Origin of the sequence: Amycolatopsis ponsaeliensis, from assembly GCF_030182635.1 — a bacterium.
GTDB lineage: Bacteria > Actinomycetota > Actinomycetes > Mycobacteriales > Pseudonocardiaceae > Amycolatopsis > Amycolatopsis ponsaeliensis.
Genome location: NZ_JAPZLD010000073.1, coordinates 1 through 15,532, shown reverse-complemented (window position 1 = coordinate 15,532; position 15,532 = coordinate 1). Strand labels below are relative to the sequence as shown.

Annotated in this window: 13 protein-coding genes; 6 read left to right on the top strand and 7 right to left on the bottom strand. The window is 70.9% G+C overall.

Features of this window, described 5'->3' with window-relative positions:
* Window positions 1–56 precede the first annotated feature (56 nt).
* From QQ657_RS52390 to QQ657_RS52375, 4 genes are all read right to left on the bottom strand, one after another.
* Window positions 57–3,515 carry a thiol reductant ABC exporter subunit CydD/CydC gene (locus QQ657_RS52390; RefSeq protein ID WP_284749971.1) on the bottom strand — a complete coding sequence of 1,153 codons (3,459 nt, stop codon included), beginning with the start codon at window positions 3,513–3,515 and terminating at the stop codon, window positions 57–59.
* Window positions 3,512–4,519: a cytochrome d ubiquinol oxidase subunit II gene (gene cydB, locus QQ657_RS52385; RefSeq protein ID WP_284749970.1), complete on the bottom strand. Its 1,008-nt coding sequence runs from the start codon at window positions 4,517–4,519 to the stop codon at window positions 3,512–3,514. Before cydB ends, QQ657_RS52390 begins: the two co-directional genes overlap by 4 nt.
* Window positions 4,520–4,645: 126 nt before the next feature.
* On the bottom strand, window positions 4,646–6,118 hold the full coding sequence (locus tag QQ657_RS52380) for a cytochrome ubiquinol oxidase subunit I (protein ID WP_284749969.1): 1,473 nt from the start codon (window positions 6,116–6,118) through the stop codon (window positions 4,646–4,648).
* Between the two features lie 79 nt (window positions 6,119–6,197).
* Entirely contained in the window at window positions 6,198–7,157 is a 960-nt protein-coding gene (locus QQ657_RS52375; RefSeq protein WP_284749968.1) for a S41 family peptidase, read from the bottom strand.
* Window positions 7,158–7,342: 185 nt separating this feature from the next.
* Here QQ657_RS52375 and QQ657_RS52370 point away from each other — a divergent pair, with 185 nt between their 5' ends.
* The gene (locus tag QQ657_RS52370; RefSeq protein WP_284749995.1) at window positions 7,343–7,930 is read left to right on the top strand and encodes a TMEM165/GDT1 family protein; all 588 of its coding nucleotides are present in this window, start codon (window positions 7,343–7,345) and stop codon (window positions 7,928–7,930) included.
* 56 nt (window positions 7,931–7,986) lie between these two features.
* Window positions 7,987–8,649 carry a DUF998 domain-containing protein gene (locus tag QQ657_RS52365; RefSeq protein ID WP_284749967.1) on the top strand — a complete coding sequence of 221 codons (663 nt, stop codon included), beginning with the start codon at window positions 7,987–7,989 and terminating at the stop codon, window positions 8,647–8,649.
* Here the strand turns inward: QQ657_RS52365 and QQ657_RS52360 are convergent.
* Both QQ657_RS52360 and QQ657_RS52355 read right to left on the bottom strand, forming a co-directional pair.
* On the bottom strand, window positions 8,646–9,281 hold the full coding sequence (locus QQ657_RS52360; RefSeq protein ID WP_284749966.1) for an IclR family transcriptional regulator: 636 nt from the start codon (window positions 9,279–9,281) through the stop codon (window positions 8,646–8,648). The genes QQ657_RS52365 and QQ657_RS52360 overlap by 4 nt on opposite strands.
* Window positions 9,278–10,132 (bottom strand): hypothetical protein, encoded by an 855-nt coding sequence (locus QQ657_RS52355; RefSeq protein WP_284749994.1) that lies wholly within the window; start codon window positions 10,130–10,132, stop codon window positions 9,278–9,280. The genes QQ657_RS52360 and QQ657_RS52355 overlap by 4 nt, the downstream gene beginning before the upstream one ends.
* Window positions 10,133–10,217: 85 nt before the next feature.
* Between QQ657_RS52355 and QQ657_RS52350 the strand changes: the two genes are divergently transcribed.
* The 4 genes from QQ657_RS52350 to QQ657_RS52335 all read left to right on the top strand — a co-directional run bounded on the left by QQ657_RS52350 (window position 10,218) and on the right by QQ657_RS52335 (window position 14,549).
* On the top strand, window positions 10,218–11,390 hold the full coding sequence (locus QQ657_RS52350) for a homogentisate 1,2-dioxygenase (protein ID WP_284749965.1): 1,173 nt from the start codon (window positions 10,218–10,220) through the stop codon (window positions 11,388–11,390).
* 78 nt (window positions 11,391–11,468) lie between these two features.
* Complete coding sequence (locus QQ657_RS52345) at window positions 11,469–13,277, top strand: substrate-binding and VWA domain-containing protein (protein WP_350310774.1); 1,809 nt, start codon at window positions 11,469–11,471, stop codon at window positions 13,275–13,277.
* 1 nt (window position 13,278) lies between these two features.
* On the top strand, window positions 13,279–14,016 hold the full coding sequence (locus QQ657_RS52340) for a hypothetical protein (protein ID WP_284749963.1): 738 nt from the start codon (window positions 13,279–13,281) through the stop codon (window positions 14,014–14,016).
* A 44-nt stretch (window positions 14,017–14,060) separates the two neighbouring features.
* On the top strand, window positions 14,061–14,549 hold the full coding sequence (locus QQ657_RS52335) for a DUF4231 domain-containing protein (protein WP_284749962.1): 489 nt from the start codon (window positions 14,061–14,063) through the stop codon (window positions 14,547–14,549).
* Here QQ657_RS52335 and QQ657_RS52330 read toward each other — a convergent pair.
* Entirely contained in the window at window positions 14,546–15,100 is a 555-nt protein-coding gene (locus QQ657_RS52330) for a LysR substrate-binding domain-containing protein (RefSeq protein ID WP_284749961.1), read from the bottom strand. The genes QQ657_RS52335 and QQ657_RS52330 overlap by 4 nt on opposite strands.
* Window positions 15,101–15,532: the final 432 nt, after the last annotated feature.

Sequence of the window (15,532 nt, the reverse complement as noted above, 5' to 3'; positions counted from 1 at the left end):
TTCCGTCATTATCGCGCGGCGCCGCGGCGGCGCGCCAAGCACGCTCCGAGAATCGATCACGACACCGGCACCCGCTCGACGACCCGGCCGTCGCGCACCTCGAGGACCAGGTCCGCACCGTCGGCTTCTTCCGCGCGGTGGGTCACGTGCACCACGGTCCGGCCCACGAGCGCCGCCCGCAGGTGTGCGCGCACGACCTGGGCGGTCGGCTCGTCGAGGTGAGCGGTCGGCTCGTCGAGCAGGACAAGCCCCGCCGACGGAGCCCCGAGCAACGCCCGAGCCAGCGCGACGCGTTGTGCCTGGCCACCGGAAAGTCCGCTGCCGCCACTGCCCAGCAAAGTCGCCGGATCAAGCTCGGCGAGCGCGGCCTGCCGCAACGCTTCGCGCAGGTCTTCCGCAGTTGCGGTCGGCTGTGCGAGACGGAGGTTCTCAGCCACGGTGGTGCCCGCGAGCATTGGCTCCTGAGGTGCCCAGGCGACCCGCTCCGGCACGGCGACGACACCGCGCCGGGGAGTGAGAAAGCCCAGCAGAGCGGCAACAAGAGTCGACTTGCCGGCCCCGCTCGGACCCACGACAGCGGCGTAGGTGCCCGGCGCGAGGTCGAGATCGACATCGCGCAGAACCACGGGCCCACCCGGCCAGCCAAGATCGGCTCCCCGCAGAGTCACGCGGGACCCGGCCTCAGCTTCGGCCGGCGCACTGCGCAGCCCAGCTTCGACCGGCTCACCGCGCGGCCCGACCTCAGCCGCGCTCGGCACACCGCGCAGCCCGACCTCAGCCGCGCTCGGCACACCGCGCGGCCCGCCCCCAGCTTCAACCGGCGCAACGCGGTGCCGAGCCAACTCGCCGAGGTTCCCGGCCTCGTTCACCGCGCCGGGATGCCCCGCCGCCGCATCCGACCCAACTTGCTGCCGGTTCTCCCCGCCCCCCGCGGCCTGCGTTGGCGTGTCGGCCAGGCGTTGCCGAGCGGTCTGGAGCGTGTCCCAGTTCTGCGCCGACGGTGGGAGCAGCGCCAGCACCTCCGTCAGCGCCAGCGGAACCAACGCCAGCAACGGCGCGAGCACCGCATCGAGCGCACCAGCCGCGACCGCTTGGGCGGCCAGTGCCGTGCTGACCACCGCGCCCGCTCCGCAAGCCAGCGTGATCAGCGCTTCCGCCGCCCCCGCGCCGAAAGCCTGCCTGCGCGCCTGGCCCGCCAGCCGCGTGTCCGCCTCCGTGAGCGTGCGGCGATGGTCGCGATCCGTGCCGAATGCCAGCAGCTCCGCCGCTGCCTCGAACAGCACCAGGACTCGCGTCGCCACTTCGCGACGGCCGTCCGCCAGCGCCGTCGTCGCGCGGCGCTCGGCGTGCAATGCCACCCACGGTGCGCACAGCCCCACCGCCACCGCCGCCGCGAGTGCCACGCCCGCCGCGGGGAGGACCCACGTCTGCACGGCGATCGCGCCCGCCGCGACCAGTGCCACCACCAGCGGCGGCGAAACCACCCGCGGCAACAGATCTCGGACCGTGTCGACGTCGGCGACCAGACGACGCTGCCCCTCACCCGCGCGCAGGCCCCGCGCCGGACCGAGCTGGACGAGCGAATTCCACAACCGCACCCGGAGACGGCCGGCGATGCGGAACGCCGCGTCGTGCGTGACCAGCCGCTCCACGTACCTCAGCCCGGCGCGCCCCAGGCCGAACGCGCGGACGCCGACCACCGCGACCGTCAAAGTCAGGATCGGCGGCTGCTGCGACGCCCTGGCGATCAGCCAGCCCGACGTCGCCGTCAGCGCCACCCCCGCCAGCAGCGCCAACGCGCCCAGTGCCGCGCCGCCGAAGAGGCGGCCGTCGAGCAACGCGCGCCACGGCAGCGGCCGACGAGGCGGGTCCACAGTGGACTGGACAGTAGGAGGAGAGAAGTCGGACGGCAGGTCGACCGCCGCCGTGTGCTCGTGGGCCGCGATGATCGCCGCGGCGCCGTCGTCGACCGCTCGCTGGACCGCGTCGAGCACCAGTCGTGCGTTGGCCTCGTCCAGGTGGGCCGTCGGCTCGTCGAGCAGGAGGAGCCAAGCGCCGTCCCGGACTCGCTGAAGCGCCCGGGCGACCGCCACACGCTGGCGTTGCCCCAGCGAAAGCCGGGCCACCGGCCGGTCCGCGAGCCCCGTCAAGCCGAGTTCGGCGAGCAAAGCGCCGGAGCCGATCTCGTCGCGGACCGTGCCGCCGGTGAACACCGGCGACTGCGGCACCCACGCGACCTGCTCGCGCCAGCGCGCGAGGTCGGCGTCGGCCAGGTTCGTCGAGCCGACGGTGATGGCGCCGTCGTGGGCCGGGACGAAACCGAGCAGCGCCGAGAGCGTCGTCGACTTGCCGCCGCCGCTCGGCGCGCGGAGCCAGACCGTCTCGCCCGGGCGGACGGTGAACGTCTCGCCGTCGGGCGCGAACCCGCCACGTCGTGCCACCCGCAGAGAAGACACCCGCAACACACCCCGCGAAGGGACCGCGGTTCCGGAGGTCGGCGCCGGCTCGGCCAGCAGGTCGGCGACGCGCCGGACCGCTTCGACGCCGTCCTCGCTGGCGTGGAACGCGGCGCCGACCGCCCGCAGCGGCTGGTAGCACTCCGGCGCGAGGATCAGCACGCCGAGCCCGATGGCCAGCGGCAGGTTCCCGCCGGCGAGCCGGACACCGATCACCACCGCGACCAGCGCGACCGACAGCGTCGCGATCAGTTCGAGCACGAACGCCGAGGAGAACGCGACCTTCAACGTCTTGAGCGTCGCGCGGCGGTGGCGTTCGGACAGCTGCCGGACCGTCTCGCCCTGCGCGGCGGCGCGGCGGAACGCGGTCAGCACCGGCAGCACGCGCACGAGTTCCAGGAGCCGTTCGGACATCCGGTGCGTCGCGTCGGTCGCGCCGGCGACGCGCCCGGCAGTGTACTTGCCGACGAGGATCGCGAACACCGGGAGCAGCGGCACCGTGAGCGCGACGATCACGCCGGACGGCCAGTCGGCGAACAGGATCGCCGCGCCCGCGCCGAGGGGCACGACCACCGCCGTCACCAGCGCGGGCAGGTATTCGCGGAAGTACGCGTCGAGCGCGTCGAGGCCGCGGGTGGTGAGCGCGGTCAGCTCGCCGTGGCCGCGGCGGGCGATCCACTCGGGGCCGAGGCGCAGCGCGTGGTCGACGGCTTTCGCGCGCAGCTCGCGTTGCGCGGTCGCGGCGGCGCGGGCGGAAACCGTGCGCACCGCCCAGCCGGTCACAGCGCGCGTCGCGACGAGCGCGAGCAGCGCGGCCAGCTGGGCGGTGCGTCCCCCGGATCCCGCTCCGACGATCGCCGCGAGGACGTCGGCGAGCAGGAATGCCTGGGCTACCAGCGCGAGGGCGTTGAGGAAGGAGAGGAATCCCACCAGGGCCAGCGCCCGGCGCACGGCCGGCACGAGGGCCGGCAATGCGCCGAGCGGGCCCTTTCCCGGCCGCGCCGAGTCCACTGTGGACTCCGAGGCGGAGAGGGGAGCACGGCCGGGAAGCTTGCTCATGGCGCGTGGACCGCGGGGATGTGCTGGGTGCCGATGCGCTTGCGGAACACCCAGTACGTCCAGCCCTGGTAGACCAGCACGGCGGGGGCACCGAAGACGGCGACCCAGCTCATGACGGTCAGCGTGTACGGGCTCGACGCGGCGCCTTCGATGGTCAGGGTGTTGGCGGCGTCGAGAGTCGAGGGCAGCACGTTCGGGAAGAGCGCGCCGAACATCGTGACGGCGACCCCGGCGATGACGACGGCGAGCGCGGCGAAGGCCTGGCCGTCGCGGTCGGCACGCAGCCGCAGCCAGGCGACCGCCGCGGCGAGAGCACTGATCCCGAACGAGAGCAGTGTCCACAGGGTGCCTTCGCGCCACTGGACGACCGACAGGAACGCGACGATCGGCACCATGGCGATCGGCAGCAGCCTGAGCGCCAGGGCGCGTGCCCGTTCCCGCAGTTCACCGCTGGTTTTGAGAGCGAGGAACGCCGCGCCGTGCGTGAGGGAGAACGCAACGACGGCGACCGCGCCGAGCAGGGTGTCCCAGCGGAAAGCGGCGAACGCGGAGCCGACGCGGTTGCCCTCGGCGTCGAGGGGCAGGCCGAGGACGGTGGTGGCGAGGATGAGGCCGGCACCCAGCGACGCGACCCACGAGCCGAGCATGATCACCCGGTCCCACGTGCGCCGCCAGCGCTCGGAGTCGACCTTGCCGCGGTATTCGAACGCCACGCCGCGGCCGATGAGGGCGAGCAGCACGAGCAGGAGCGGCAGGTAGGCGGCCGAGAAGAGGCCGGCGTACCAGGCGGGGAAGGCGGCGAACATGGCTCCGCCGGCGACGATGAGCCAGACTTCGTTGCCGTCCCAGACGGGCCCGATGGTGTTGACCATGACGCGGCGCTCGGTGTTGTCGCGCGCGAGGACGGGCAGCAGCATGCCGACGCCGAAGTCGAAGCCTTCGAGGAAGAGGTAGCCGAGCCAGAAGAAGGCGATGACGACGAACCAGACCGTGGCGAGAGTCATCGGGCTCCTCCTCCAGCGCGGTAGCAGTGAGTTATCCACAACCTGCCGAGTTGTCCACAGGTCAGCTGTGGGTAACTCACGAGAGTGAAGACACCAGCACTGTGGGTGTCCATCGAGTCCACCACCTCAGTACGCGAAGGCGAGCGTGTCGCCCTCGGTCTCGTCGGAGTCCTTCTTCGGTGGCGGCATCACCGCGTCGACCCCGCCGCGGATGTACTTGCGCATCAGGTACAGCTCCACCACGCCCAATGCCGCGTACACCGTGGTCAGCGCGATCAGGGACGTCCAGACCTCACCCGTCGTCAGCCGCGACACCGCCTGGGCCGTGAACATCCACACCCCGTCGACGCCCGAGGGGTTCGGGACGACCACGAATGGCTGACGGCCCATCTCCGTGAAGATCCAGCCCGCGCTGTTGCCGAGGAACGGCGTCGCGATGCCGCCCAGGACCAGCAGCGGGAACCAGCAGCCGCCGGGAACCCTGCCTCGGCGCGTCAGCCACAGGGCCAGCAGGCCGATGCCCGCCGACACCGCGCCGAAGCCGATCATCATCCGGAAGCCCCAGTACGTCACCGGCAGGTTCGGCACGTAGTCGATCGGCTTGCCGGCCAACGACCCGAGCTCGGGGTCGTCCGGGTAGTTCGTGCCGTACTTCGCCTGGTACTCGGTGATCAGGTCTTCGACGCCCTTGACCTCGGTCTTGAAGTCGTTGTGCGCCAGGAACGAGAGCAGCGCGGGCACGTTGAACGTCTTGACGTCCTCGCAGTTCGACCCCGCGACGTCGCCGATCGCGATGATCGAGAAGCTCGCCGGCTTTTCCGTGTGGCACAGCGCTTCCGCCGACGCCATCTTCATCGGCTGCTGCTCGAACATCAGCTTGCCCTGCGTGTCACCCGTGATCGCGAGGACCGCGAACGCCGCGATACCGACCCAGCCACCCAGGCGCAGCGACGAGCGCCACACGTCCTGATCCGAGCCGCGGCGCCACAGGTGCCAGCCCGCGACGCCCACCAGGAACGCCGCCGCCACCGAGAACGCGCCGGCCAGGGTGTGCGGGATCGCGGCCAGCGCCGTGTTGTTCGTCAGCACCGCCCAGATCGAGTTCATCGTCGGCTTGCCGTTCTCGAACGTCACGCCGACCGGGTGCTGCATCCACGAGTTCGCGGCCAGGATGAAGTACGCCGACGCCATCGTGGCCAGCGAAAACGCCCACGCGCACGCCAGGTGCACCTTCTTCGGCAGCCGGTCCCAGCCGAAGATCCACAGGCCGAGGAAGGTCGACTCGACGAAGAACGCGACGAGCCCTTCCATCGCGAGCGGCGCGCCGAAGACGTCGCCGACGAAGCGCGAGTACGCGCTCCAGTTCATCCCGAACTGGAACTCCTGCACGATGCCGGTCACGACGCCCATCGCGAAGTTGACCAGCAGCAGCTTGCCCCAGAACTTCGTCATCTTCAGGTGCCGCAGCTCGCCGGTGCGGACCCAGCGGGTCTGCATCGCCGCGACCAGGATCGACAGCCCGATGGTCAGCGGGACCATCAGGAAGTGGTAGACGGTGGTGATGCCGAACTGCCACCTTGCTAGCTCAAGGACCTCCACGTGGTCCAGCGTGCTCCGGGGCCGGGGGCACAGCCAGATCAAGTGGTCCCGTCGAGCGCAGGACCAACGTCCTGGGTGACTACAGCTGGTCGAGTGCCTGCCGCGCCTCGTCCGCCACCGTCCGCCGCGGCCCGGCGGAGCCCAGCCCGAGGACGTGCTCCAGCGCCAGCGCGTACGCCGTGTCGAACGCCCGGTCCGCGGCCACCGGGAGGTCCGGGCGGACGCCGGTGCCTTCCCAGTTCTCCCCCGTCTCCGGGTGGAACGAGCGCGCGATCGACACGGTCACGTCGAGGTAGGTGTCCACTTTGTACTGCTCACGCGGGTGGGCGCCGCCGCGGGTGGCTTCCCCGACCGTCTTCGCCCGGCCCTGCTGCTGGAGCGAGAACGCGAGGTCCTCGCCGCCGGAGAACGTCCGCGGCCCGGTCAGCACCCAGAGCGGCTTGGTGCCGCCGAACCGCAGGCCCGGGACGTACGGCAGCGTCCACATCTGAATGGTCTTGTGGCCTTCGCGCTCGTAGATGTCGAGGTAGTGGACCTGCTCGTCGACGAGGTAGGTCTGCAGCAGCGCGCTCGTGCCGGGGGTGCCGCCGCGGTTGCGGCGCACGTCCAGCAGGAGGGCGTCCGCGGGCGCGAGCAGCGTCATCGCCGCCGCGATCGCGGGGCCGGCCAGCTCCGGCGGGTAGAGCATGGTCGTGTCGAGGTAGCCGACGTTGCCGGCCAGGCGCCGGACCTCGGCGATGCCGAAGCCCTCCAGCTCGGCCTCGAGCCGGAACCCGTCGGAGTTCACGGCCGCGTCGCCGTCTTCGGCGACCGGGTCGACGTGGTGCCGCAGGCGCAGGTGCTTGTCGCCGTTCACCGACTGCAGGTCGGTTGTGACCAGCGTCGCGAATTCCGCGTCACCCAGTCCGCTGTACGCGCCTTCGCCGAGACGCTGGCGAAGCGCTTCTGCCAGCTTCGCCGCGACGTCCGGGAACACGTAGTGCGCTTCCAACCGGCGGATGACCTCTTCGACCTGCGCAGTACGCGCCTCAGACCCCATGACCGACAACCTACCGCAGCCCACAATCGAATTTTCGGCATACCGAAGAAAATTGTGCGACGCGGCTTGATGACAAATTCATGACCACCGATCCGGCAATTTCGCGCAAGAGATCAGCTTGCGCCGTTCTGAATCTCCCCTTTATCGTTGCAGTGAAAGGGGCGAAAATACTCATGACTCCCGCGATGGTGGCGCTGATCAGCGCGTTCGGCCTGGTCCTCGCCGTGGAACTGCCGGACAAGACGCTGGTCGCCACCCTGGTGCTGACCACCCGTTTCCGTGGTGGCCCGGTATTCGCCGGGGTCTGCGCGGCGTTCGCCGTGCAATGCGTCATCGCGGTCGCGTTCGGCAGTGTGCTGACGCTGTTGCCGGACGTGGTCCTTTCCCTGGTCGTCGCCGCGATGTTCGGCCTCGGCTCTTTCATGCTCCTTCGCGAGGGATTCAGCGAAGCCGACGAAGCAGGCGAAGACGCTTCGCGCGTCGGCCCCGCTCCGCTGTCCTTCCTGCGCTCCGCGATGACGTCGTTCGGCGTGCTCTTCGCCGCCGAGTGGGGCGACGCCTCCCAGCTCGCGACGGCGAGTCTCGCCGCCCGCATCGGCAACCCCGTCGCCGTCGGCGTCGGCGCGTTCGCCGCGCTGATCGTCGTGGCCGGGCTCGCGGTGTTCATCGGCGCGAAGATCCGCAGCCGGATCCGTCCGAAGCTGATCCAGCGCTGCGCCGGGTTCGTGTTTGCCGGGTTCGCGGCGTTCGCCCTGCTCCAGCTGGCTTTCTGACCGTTGGTTCACAGCTTCACCAGGTAACCTTTCGGGAACGAAAGGGTGGAAGCCAGGTGAACAAGCCATTGCCCGCGGTCTCGCCGCTGCACGGCCGGATCGCGCTCGGGGGCATCGGCCTCGCCGTGACCATCTCGATCGACCTGCACCTGCGGCTCTCCGGCCAGGTCAGCCCGATCTGGCAGACGCTGTCGGAGTACGTCTACGGCAAGCTCGGCTCGGCGTCGGCCGCTCCCCTGTTCAGCGTGATGTGCCTGGCCCTGTCGCTCGGCTCGGTCGCCCTTCTCGCCGGCATCGCGAAGGCGCACCGGCCGGGCACCACCGCCGTCTGCGTGCTGGTCGGCGTCTGGTCGGCCGGGCTGCTCGTGTGCGGGCTCGTGCCCGTGGACCCGGACGGGCAGGCGCGTTCGCTGTCCGGACAGGTCCACAACATCGCCGCGCTCACGGCGTTCGTCGCGCTGCCCGCCGCCGCGTTCGTGCTGACCAGGCGCGGCCGCGAGCGCTGCCCGTGGGAGCCGCGCCGGACGACGATCCGGCGGCTCGCCGCGGCCAGCTTCGCCGCCATCGGCGTGGTGCTCGCCGGGTTCGTCGTCACGCTGGTCGTCGGCCCCGCGCAGCAGGACGTCACGCTGGGCCTGTTCGAGCGCCTGCTGTTCTCGATCGACGTCGCCCTGCTGCTGACCATGGTCCGGCCGCTGCTGGCGGTTTCGCGCCGCTAAGTACGCAGGATGTCGGCCAGCCGCACGGCGGCCGCGACGACCTGCGGGCCCACCTCGGCGGCCTTGAGCGGCTCCATCGAGACGACGCCGACGCTCGCCTTCAGGCCCGGCACTCCGCGGACCGGCGCCGCGACGCCGGACGCGCCCGCCTCCAGCTCCCCCGTCGACGTCACCCAGCCGTCGCCGCCCGGGCGCAGGGACATCGCCTTGCCGGCCGCCCCCGACGTCAGCGAGTGCCGGCTGCCGACGCGGTAAGCGACGTGGAAGCTCGTCCACGACGGCTCGACGACGGCCACCGCAAGCGCTTGCGTCCCCTGGGCGACCGACAGGTGCGCGGTCGCGCCGACCTTCTCGGCCAGCTCTCGAAGCACCGGACCGGCCGCGTCCCGCAGCTGCGGGAGCACCTGCCCGGCCAGCCGGAGCAGGCCGACGCCGAGCCGGACCTTGGTGCCGTCCCGCCAGACGAGCCCGCGCTCCGACAGCGGCACCAGCAGCCGGTAGACGGCCGCGCGGCTGGCCCCGATGGCCACGGCCAGCTCGGAGATGGTCGCCGCGTCGCCGCCGGCGTCGGCCACTGCCTGCAGCAGCGCCAAGCCCCGGTCGAGCGTCAGCGACCCCTCCCGGCCGGTCACAGCAAGCCGAGTTCGCCCATGTCGGCGACGGGCTCCTCGAACGACGCTGCCGCGTACGACGCGAAGAGCGCCCGGACGGCCTTCGCGGCCTGCTCGGACAACCCGCGGGCCTCCTCGGCCAGCGCTTCGGCGTCGGTCGACTCCAGCGCGCCCCGGACGTCGCCGCCGGAGAGGCTGCGCCCGGACGCCACGAGGAGGTTGAGGAAGCCGTGGTGCACGAAGCCGGTGTCGGGGTCGGCGTGCCGGACCGCGCGGTGCAGGCTGTTCGTCGCCTTGAACGACGCACCGGTCGACCCGCTGACGACGGCGAGGAAGTCCGCCACCTCGTCGACGCTCGGGAAGTTTTCGCCCGCCTTGCCGCCGCAGCGGATCTTCGGCCAGCTGCCGTGCTCGATGACCTTCCGCACGCCGTCCAGCCAGCCGACGCCGCGCCGCGGCTCGACCACGCGGATGACGTCCTCCGGGACGAACTCCGAGACGCGCTCCAGCCAGACCTCGTCGACGTCCGACGGCGCCGGCATCTCGACCATCCGCAGCGCGAGCAGCTCGCTGCGCGACTCGACGATCGAGATCGCCTTCGGGACACCGCCGAGGCCGGTGTCGATGATCAGCGAAAGCGGCAGTGGCTGCTTCGGCTTGATCTTGATCAACTCGGTGATCAGCTCCGGCAGCCGGGAGGCCTGGCAGAGGAAGACCCCCAGTACACCGGCGTGCTCGGACTCCCGGCTCGCGAAGTGCGCGCGCAGGGCTTCGGGCATGGCCGCATCGCCCGGAGGGAACAACGCCGAGTCGTCGACGAGCCTCGCGAACAGGGGAGGAATTCCACGGGGGCCGGGGGGCGTGAGTTCCACAGCGCTTGACACGACTGACACGCTAGTAGCGTACGACATGAGGACAAAATCGTCCGCACAGCGGACACGTCAGAAGGGGTCGGCGATGCCTTACTACCGGCGAGTAGGTGAGATCCCGCACAAGCGGCACACCGCGTTCCGGAAGCCCGACGGCGGGCTCTACGCCGAGGAGCTGATGGGCGTCGAGGGCTTCTCCGCCGACTCCGCGCTGCTCTACCACCGCGGCCTGCCGACGGCGATCGTCGACGCCGTCGCGGTCGAGGAGGACCGCGGTTCGCTGACCCCGAACCACCCGCTCAAGCCACGGGCGTTCCAGACCCGGGACCTCAAGTTCGGCGGCGCGGCCGACGCCGTGACCGACCGGCGCCGGCTGTTCGGCAACAACGACGTCACCATCGGGTTCGTCACCGCGACCGCACCCAGCCCGCTCTACCGCAACGCGGCCGGCGACGAGCTGTTCTACGTCCAGGGCGGCTCCGCGACCGTCGAGACAATCTACGGCAGCCTCGAGATCGGCGACGGCGACTACCTCGTGCTCCCGACGTCGTGCACCTACCGCGTCGTCCCCCACGGCGAGGTCGGCCTCTTCATCCTCGAGGCGCGCGGGCACATCGGGCCGCCGAAGCGGTACCTGTCGGCCAAGGGCCAGTTCCTCGAGCACTCGCCGTACTGCGAGCGCGACGTCCGCGGGCCGTCCGAGCCGCTGCTGGAAGACGGCGAGGACGTCGAGGTCCTCGTGCGCCACCGCGCGGGCCTGACGCGCTACACGTACGCGACGCACCCCTTCGACGTCGTCGGCTGGGACGGCTGCCTCTACCCGTGGGCGTTCAACATCGACGACTTCGAGCCGATCACCGGCCGCGTGCACCAGCCACCGCCCGTGCACCAGACGTTCGAGGGCCCGAACTTCGTCGTCTGCTCCTTCTGCCCGCGGAAGGTCGACTACCACGAGGACTCGATCCCGGTGCCGTACAACCACGCGAACGTCGACTCCGACGAGCTGATGTTCTACGTGCGCGGCAACTACGAGGCCCGGAAGGGCTCGGGGATCGGCGTCGGCTCGCTTTCGCTGCACCCGTCCGGCTTCACGCACGGCCCGCAGCCGGGCGCGGCGGAGGCGTCGATCGGCGCGGAGTTCTTCGACGAGACCGCGGTCATGGTCGACACGTTCGCGCCGCTGGAGCTCGGCGAGGCCGCCGACGCGTCCGAAGACCCCGGTTACGCGTGGACGTGGTCGCGCCGAGGACCTAAGGGATAGTCAAGTTTCGGAATTACCGTCCCCTGTCCGTTCCGCTGCCCGATAATGGTATTTCGGCGGTGGAACGGGGAGGATTCGATGATCAATTCCCAACCAGCACGGCGAAAGAGAAAGTTTCTCCCGTTCGTGGCCGCGATCGTGGTCGCCGCCGGGCTGATCATCGGGATCCGGGCCTGGACCAGCGACTCGGGCGACGAGGCGGACGCGGTGAAATGCACCGGCTCGGACGCCATCGCGCTCAACGTCGCGTCGTCCCCGGAAAAGGTCGGAATAGTCCAAGAGGCCGCGAAGGCCTACTCCGGACGGACCGTCGCCGGGCATTGCGTCGACGTCATCGTGAAATCGAAGTCGTCGGGCATCGCGATGCAGGCACTGGCGAACGGCTGGAACGAGGCCACCGACGGGCCGCGCCCCGACGTCTGGACGCCGGCCGCGAGCGGCTGGGTCAACCTGCTGCGCGTCAACGCGAAGGGCGACTCGGCGTCGATCGTGCCGGACGGCGACGCGCAGTCGATCGCGAACTCGCCGCTGACCGTCGCGATGCCGAAGCCGATGGCCGAGGCGCTGGGCTGGCCGGCCAAGCCGATCGGCTGGAAGGACCTCGCCACGCTCGCGACCGACCCGGCGGGCTGGGCGAAGTACGGCCACCCGGAGTGGGGCAAGTTCCGGCTCGGCAAGACGAACCCGAACATCTCCACCGCGGGGCTGAACGCCACCATCGGCGCGTACTACGCGGCCACCGGCACGTCGTCCGACCTCACCGCGGCCGCGCTCGAGAAGCCCGAGGCCAGGCAGTTCGTCTCGAACATCGAGCAGGCGATCGTGCACTACGGCGACAACACGCTGACCTTCCTGACGAACCTGCAGAAGGCCGACGACCGCGGCGCGGCGCTGTCCTACATCTCGGCGGTGACCGTCGAGGAGAGCTCGCTGATCGGCTACAACCAGGGCAACCCGACGAACGACCCGGCCAAGGTCGGCCAGCACGCGCCGCCGAAGGTGCCGATCGTCGCGATCTACCCGGCCGACGGCACGCTCAACTCCGACCACCCGTTCGTCACGCTGAACTGGGCCGACCCGACGCGCAAGCAGATCGCCGCGGACTTCCTCGGCTACCTGCGCGGCCCGGAGACGCAGCAACGGTTCGCCGCGCTGGGCTTCCGGTCGTTCGACGGCAAGCCGGGCCCGCAGGTGACGACGGCGAACGGCACCCAGCCGGACGCGAAGATCAGCTTCCTGCAGCCGCCGTCGCCGACGGTCCTGTCGAAGCTGCTGACCACGTGGACCGAGCTGCGCAAGAAGGCGAACGTGCTGCTGGTCGTCGACGTCTCGGGCTCGATGGGTGACGAGGTGAAGGGCACCGGCAAGAGCAAGATCGACCTGGCCAAGCAGGCCGCGATCGACGCGCTCGGCCAGTTCGTGCCGCGCGACCAGGTCGGGCTCTGGCAGTTCTCCACCCACCTCGACGGCGACAAGGACTACCAGGAGCTGCTGCCGGTCCAGCCGCTCGGCACCAGCGGCAAGGAGACCCTCGCCATGCGGCTGAGCGGGCTGTCGCCGCAGGCCGGCACCGGGCTCTACGACTCTTCGCAGGCCGCGTACGAGTACATGAAAGCGCACGTCGACCCGTCGGCGATCAACGCGGTCGTGGTGCTGACCGACGGCCGCAACGAGGACTCCGGCGGCGTCGACCTCGACCACCTGCTGCCGCAGCTGCGGCCGGAGGGCAACGCGGAGACGGTCCGGCTGTTCACCATCGCCTACGGCTCGGACGCCGACCAGGGCGTGCTGAAGCAGATCGCGGAAGCGACCGAGGGATCGGAGTACGATTCGTCCAAACCGGACTCGATCAACCAGGTGTTCACTTCTGTGATTTCGAATTTCTGACATGAAGTTCGCCCGTGAGCTCGCCGAACCGTGGGGGCTGCTGCTGGCCGCCACGTCGGCGGGGGTGGCCTGGGCCGTCCAGCTGCCGGTGCTTCTCGCCCTCTTGATCGGGGTGGTGGTGCTGGCCGCTCGCGCGGGCGTGGCCGCGTTGGGCCGTGAGCCGGCACCGGAGCGACGCGAAGCGCGGGTGCTCGACGTCGCACCGGGGTCCGATGAGGAGAACTGGCTGCGCCGGGCCGAGGGCGCGGCCGACGGGTTCGCCTCGCTGAGCTCGTCTCTCGACGCCGGCCCCCTGGCCGACCGCGTCGCGGACATGGAGCCGGTGGTCCAGGAGACGCTGGCAACGCTCGAACGCCTGGCCGGACGCGCGTCGGCGACCGGGAAGGCGCTTTCACGGGTCGACCTCGACGTCGTGACGCGCGAGCGGCGCCGGCTGGAGCAGTCGATGGGCTCGGCGCGCGAGGAGGTCCGCGGCGACCTCGAACAGGCGTTGACGGCGGTGAAGGCCCAGGAGGACGTGCACGCACGGCTTTCCGGCGCGCGCGACAAGCTGCTGGCACAGCTGCAGTCGGGCGCGCTCGGCCTGGACAGCCTGGTGGCCCGCGTCGCGGAGCTGACGGCGGCGACGACGGACTTCGCGGTCGACACCGGCGCGGTCCGGGAGCTGAGCGACCAGCTGGAGGGCATCCGGCAGGGCGTGCTGGAGACCGAGCAGGCGACGCGGAAGTCGCTGGGCTGACCGCGTGCTTGACCGGGTCGCCCGGTGGTGTGAACTTTCGTCCCATGAAGGCAGAGTCGCGCTCGAACGCGCGAAGTCAGTGGGTCCTGGAAGCGCAGGGGGTCGACGACGAGCCCGTGCCACCGTCGGTGCTGTCCGAGTGGCGGCGCTACCAGCGGTCGTCGTGGGCCGCGCGGCGCCGGCATTCGGTCGTCGAGGTCACGAGCCTGGTGGTGACCGCGACGATCCCGGCACTCGCGGCTTTCGCGCTCGACGTCCGGCTCATCGCGGCCGTCGGGTCCTTGGCGGTGCTGATCAACGGGATCCGGGCATTGGGCGGCTACAAGGAGAACTGGACCAGCCGGACGCGGGCGCGCTACGCGATCGAGAAGGAGATCGCGTTGTTCGCGGCGAAGCACGGCAACTACGCGTCCCCGGGCGCGGCGGCGGTCCTGGTGGAGACGGTCGAGGAGATCTGCGCGGGAGAACGCGACGGCTGGGTCGCACTTCGGCTGTCCTACGGCAACTCCCGCGAGAAGGCGGAGACGAGCTAGCCCGCCCAGCCGGGACGCCAGGTCGTGGCGGCCCGCGCGCCCGGCCTCAGATGAGCGCGCAGCCGGGCCAGCGCGGGGTGTGAACTGCCCCGGCGCCAAACGAGCGAATGGGGATACACGGGCGTCGGATCCTCGATCGGAACGCGTCGCAAGTCCTGCCCGGCCGGCCACCGGACCCGGCTTTCCGCTCCGACCAGCGTGGCCACCTCCGCCGACTCCGCGAGCGTGTCCAGCACCACCTCGGTGCCGAAGTTCGGCCCGGCGGCGTCGATCGACAGCCCGAACGCGGCCATGAACTCGGCGTAGTACGCGCCCCACTCGGTCCCGGGCACCACGCCGGGCATCCAGATCCGATGCCCGGCCAGCGCTGCGGGAGTCACCGAAGACGACGCGGCCAGTGGGTGTGCGGGTCCGCACAGCAGCTGGATCGGCTCGTCGAACACCCAGGCCGAATCCACGTCTTCGGGCAGCACGTCGACCGCGCGGAAGGAGGCATCGATGCTGCCTTCCCGGACGGCCGCGATCGCCGAAGCGGCGTCGAAGAGTGTCACCACCTCCAAGGCGACCTCCGGATGGGCTTCATGAACCCCAGCGGCGGCGCCGGGCACAGCCGTCGGCCGACAACGGCGCCCGAATGGCGCGGTGCATTCCGGCGCCGGGCATCGAGCCTCCGGCCGGCAGCAGCTCACGGACGTGAGGCAAGAACGCCCCTCCGGTGAGCACAGCTCCACGCGGAGCGGCCGACCACCTAGCGTCCTGCGCCAATCCCCAGGGGCCCAGACATCCCCCGCCGCTCGGCGGTTTCTGGGGGTGGTTGCAACACCTGAGTTTTCAGGAGTTGCCTCTTGTCCAGACGGGATCGAGACCGGGCCTTGAGCCGGACCGTGTGTAGTCCTGATCGGCGTGGCCGAGCGTTAACCGCCGAGCGGGTGACCTACTTTGCGCTGGTGGAAGCAGGAACAGGCAGCAGAGAAGCGGCCCGG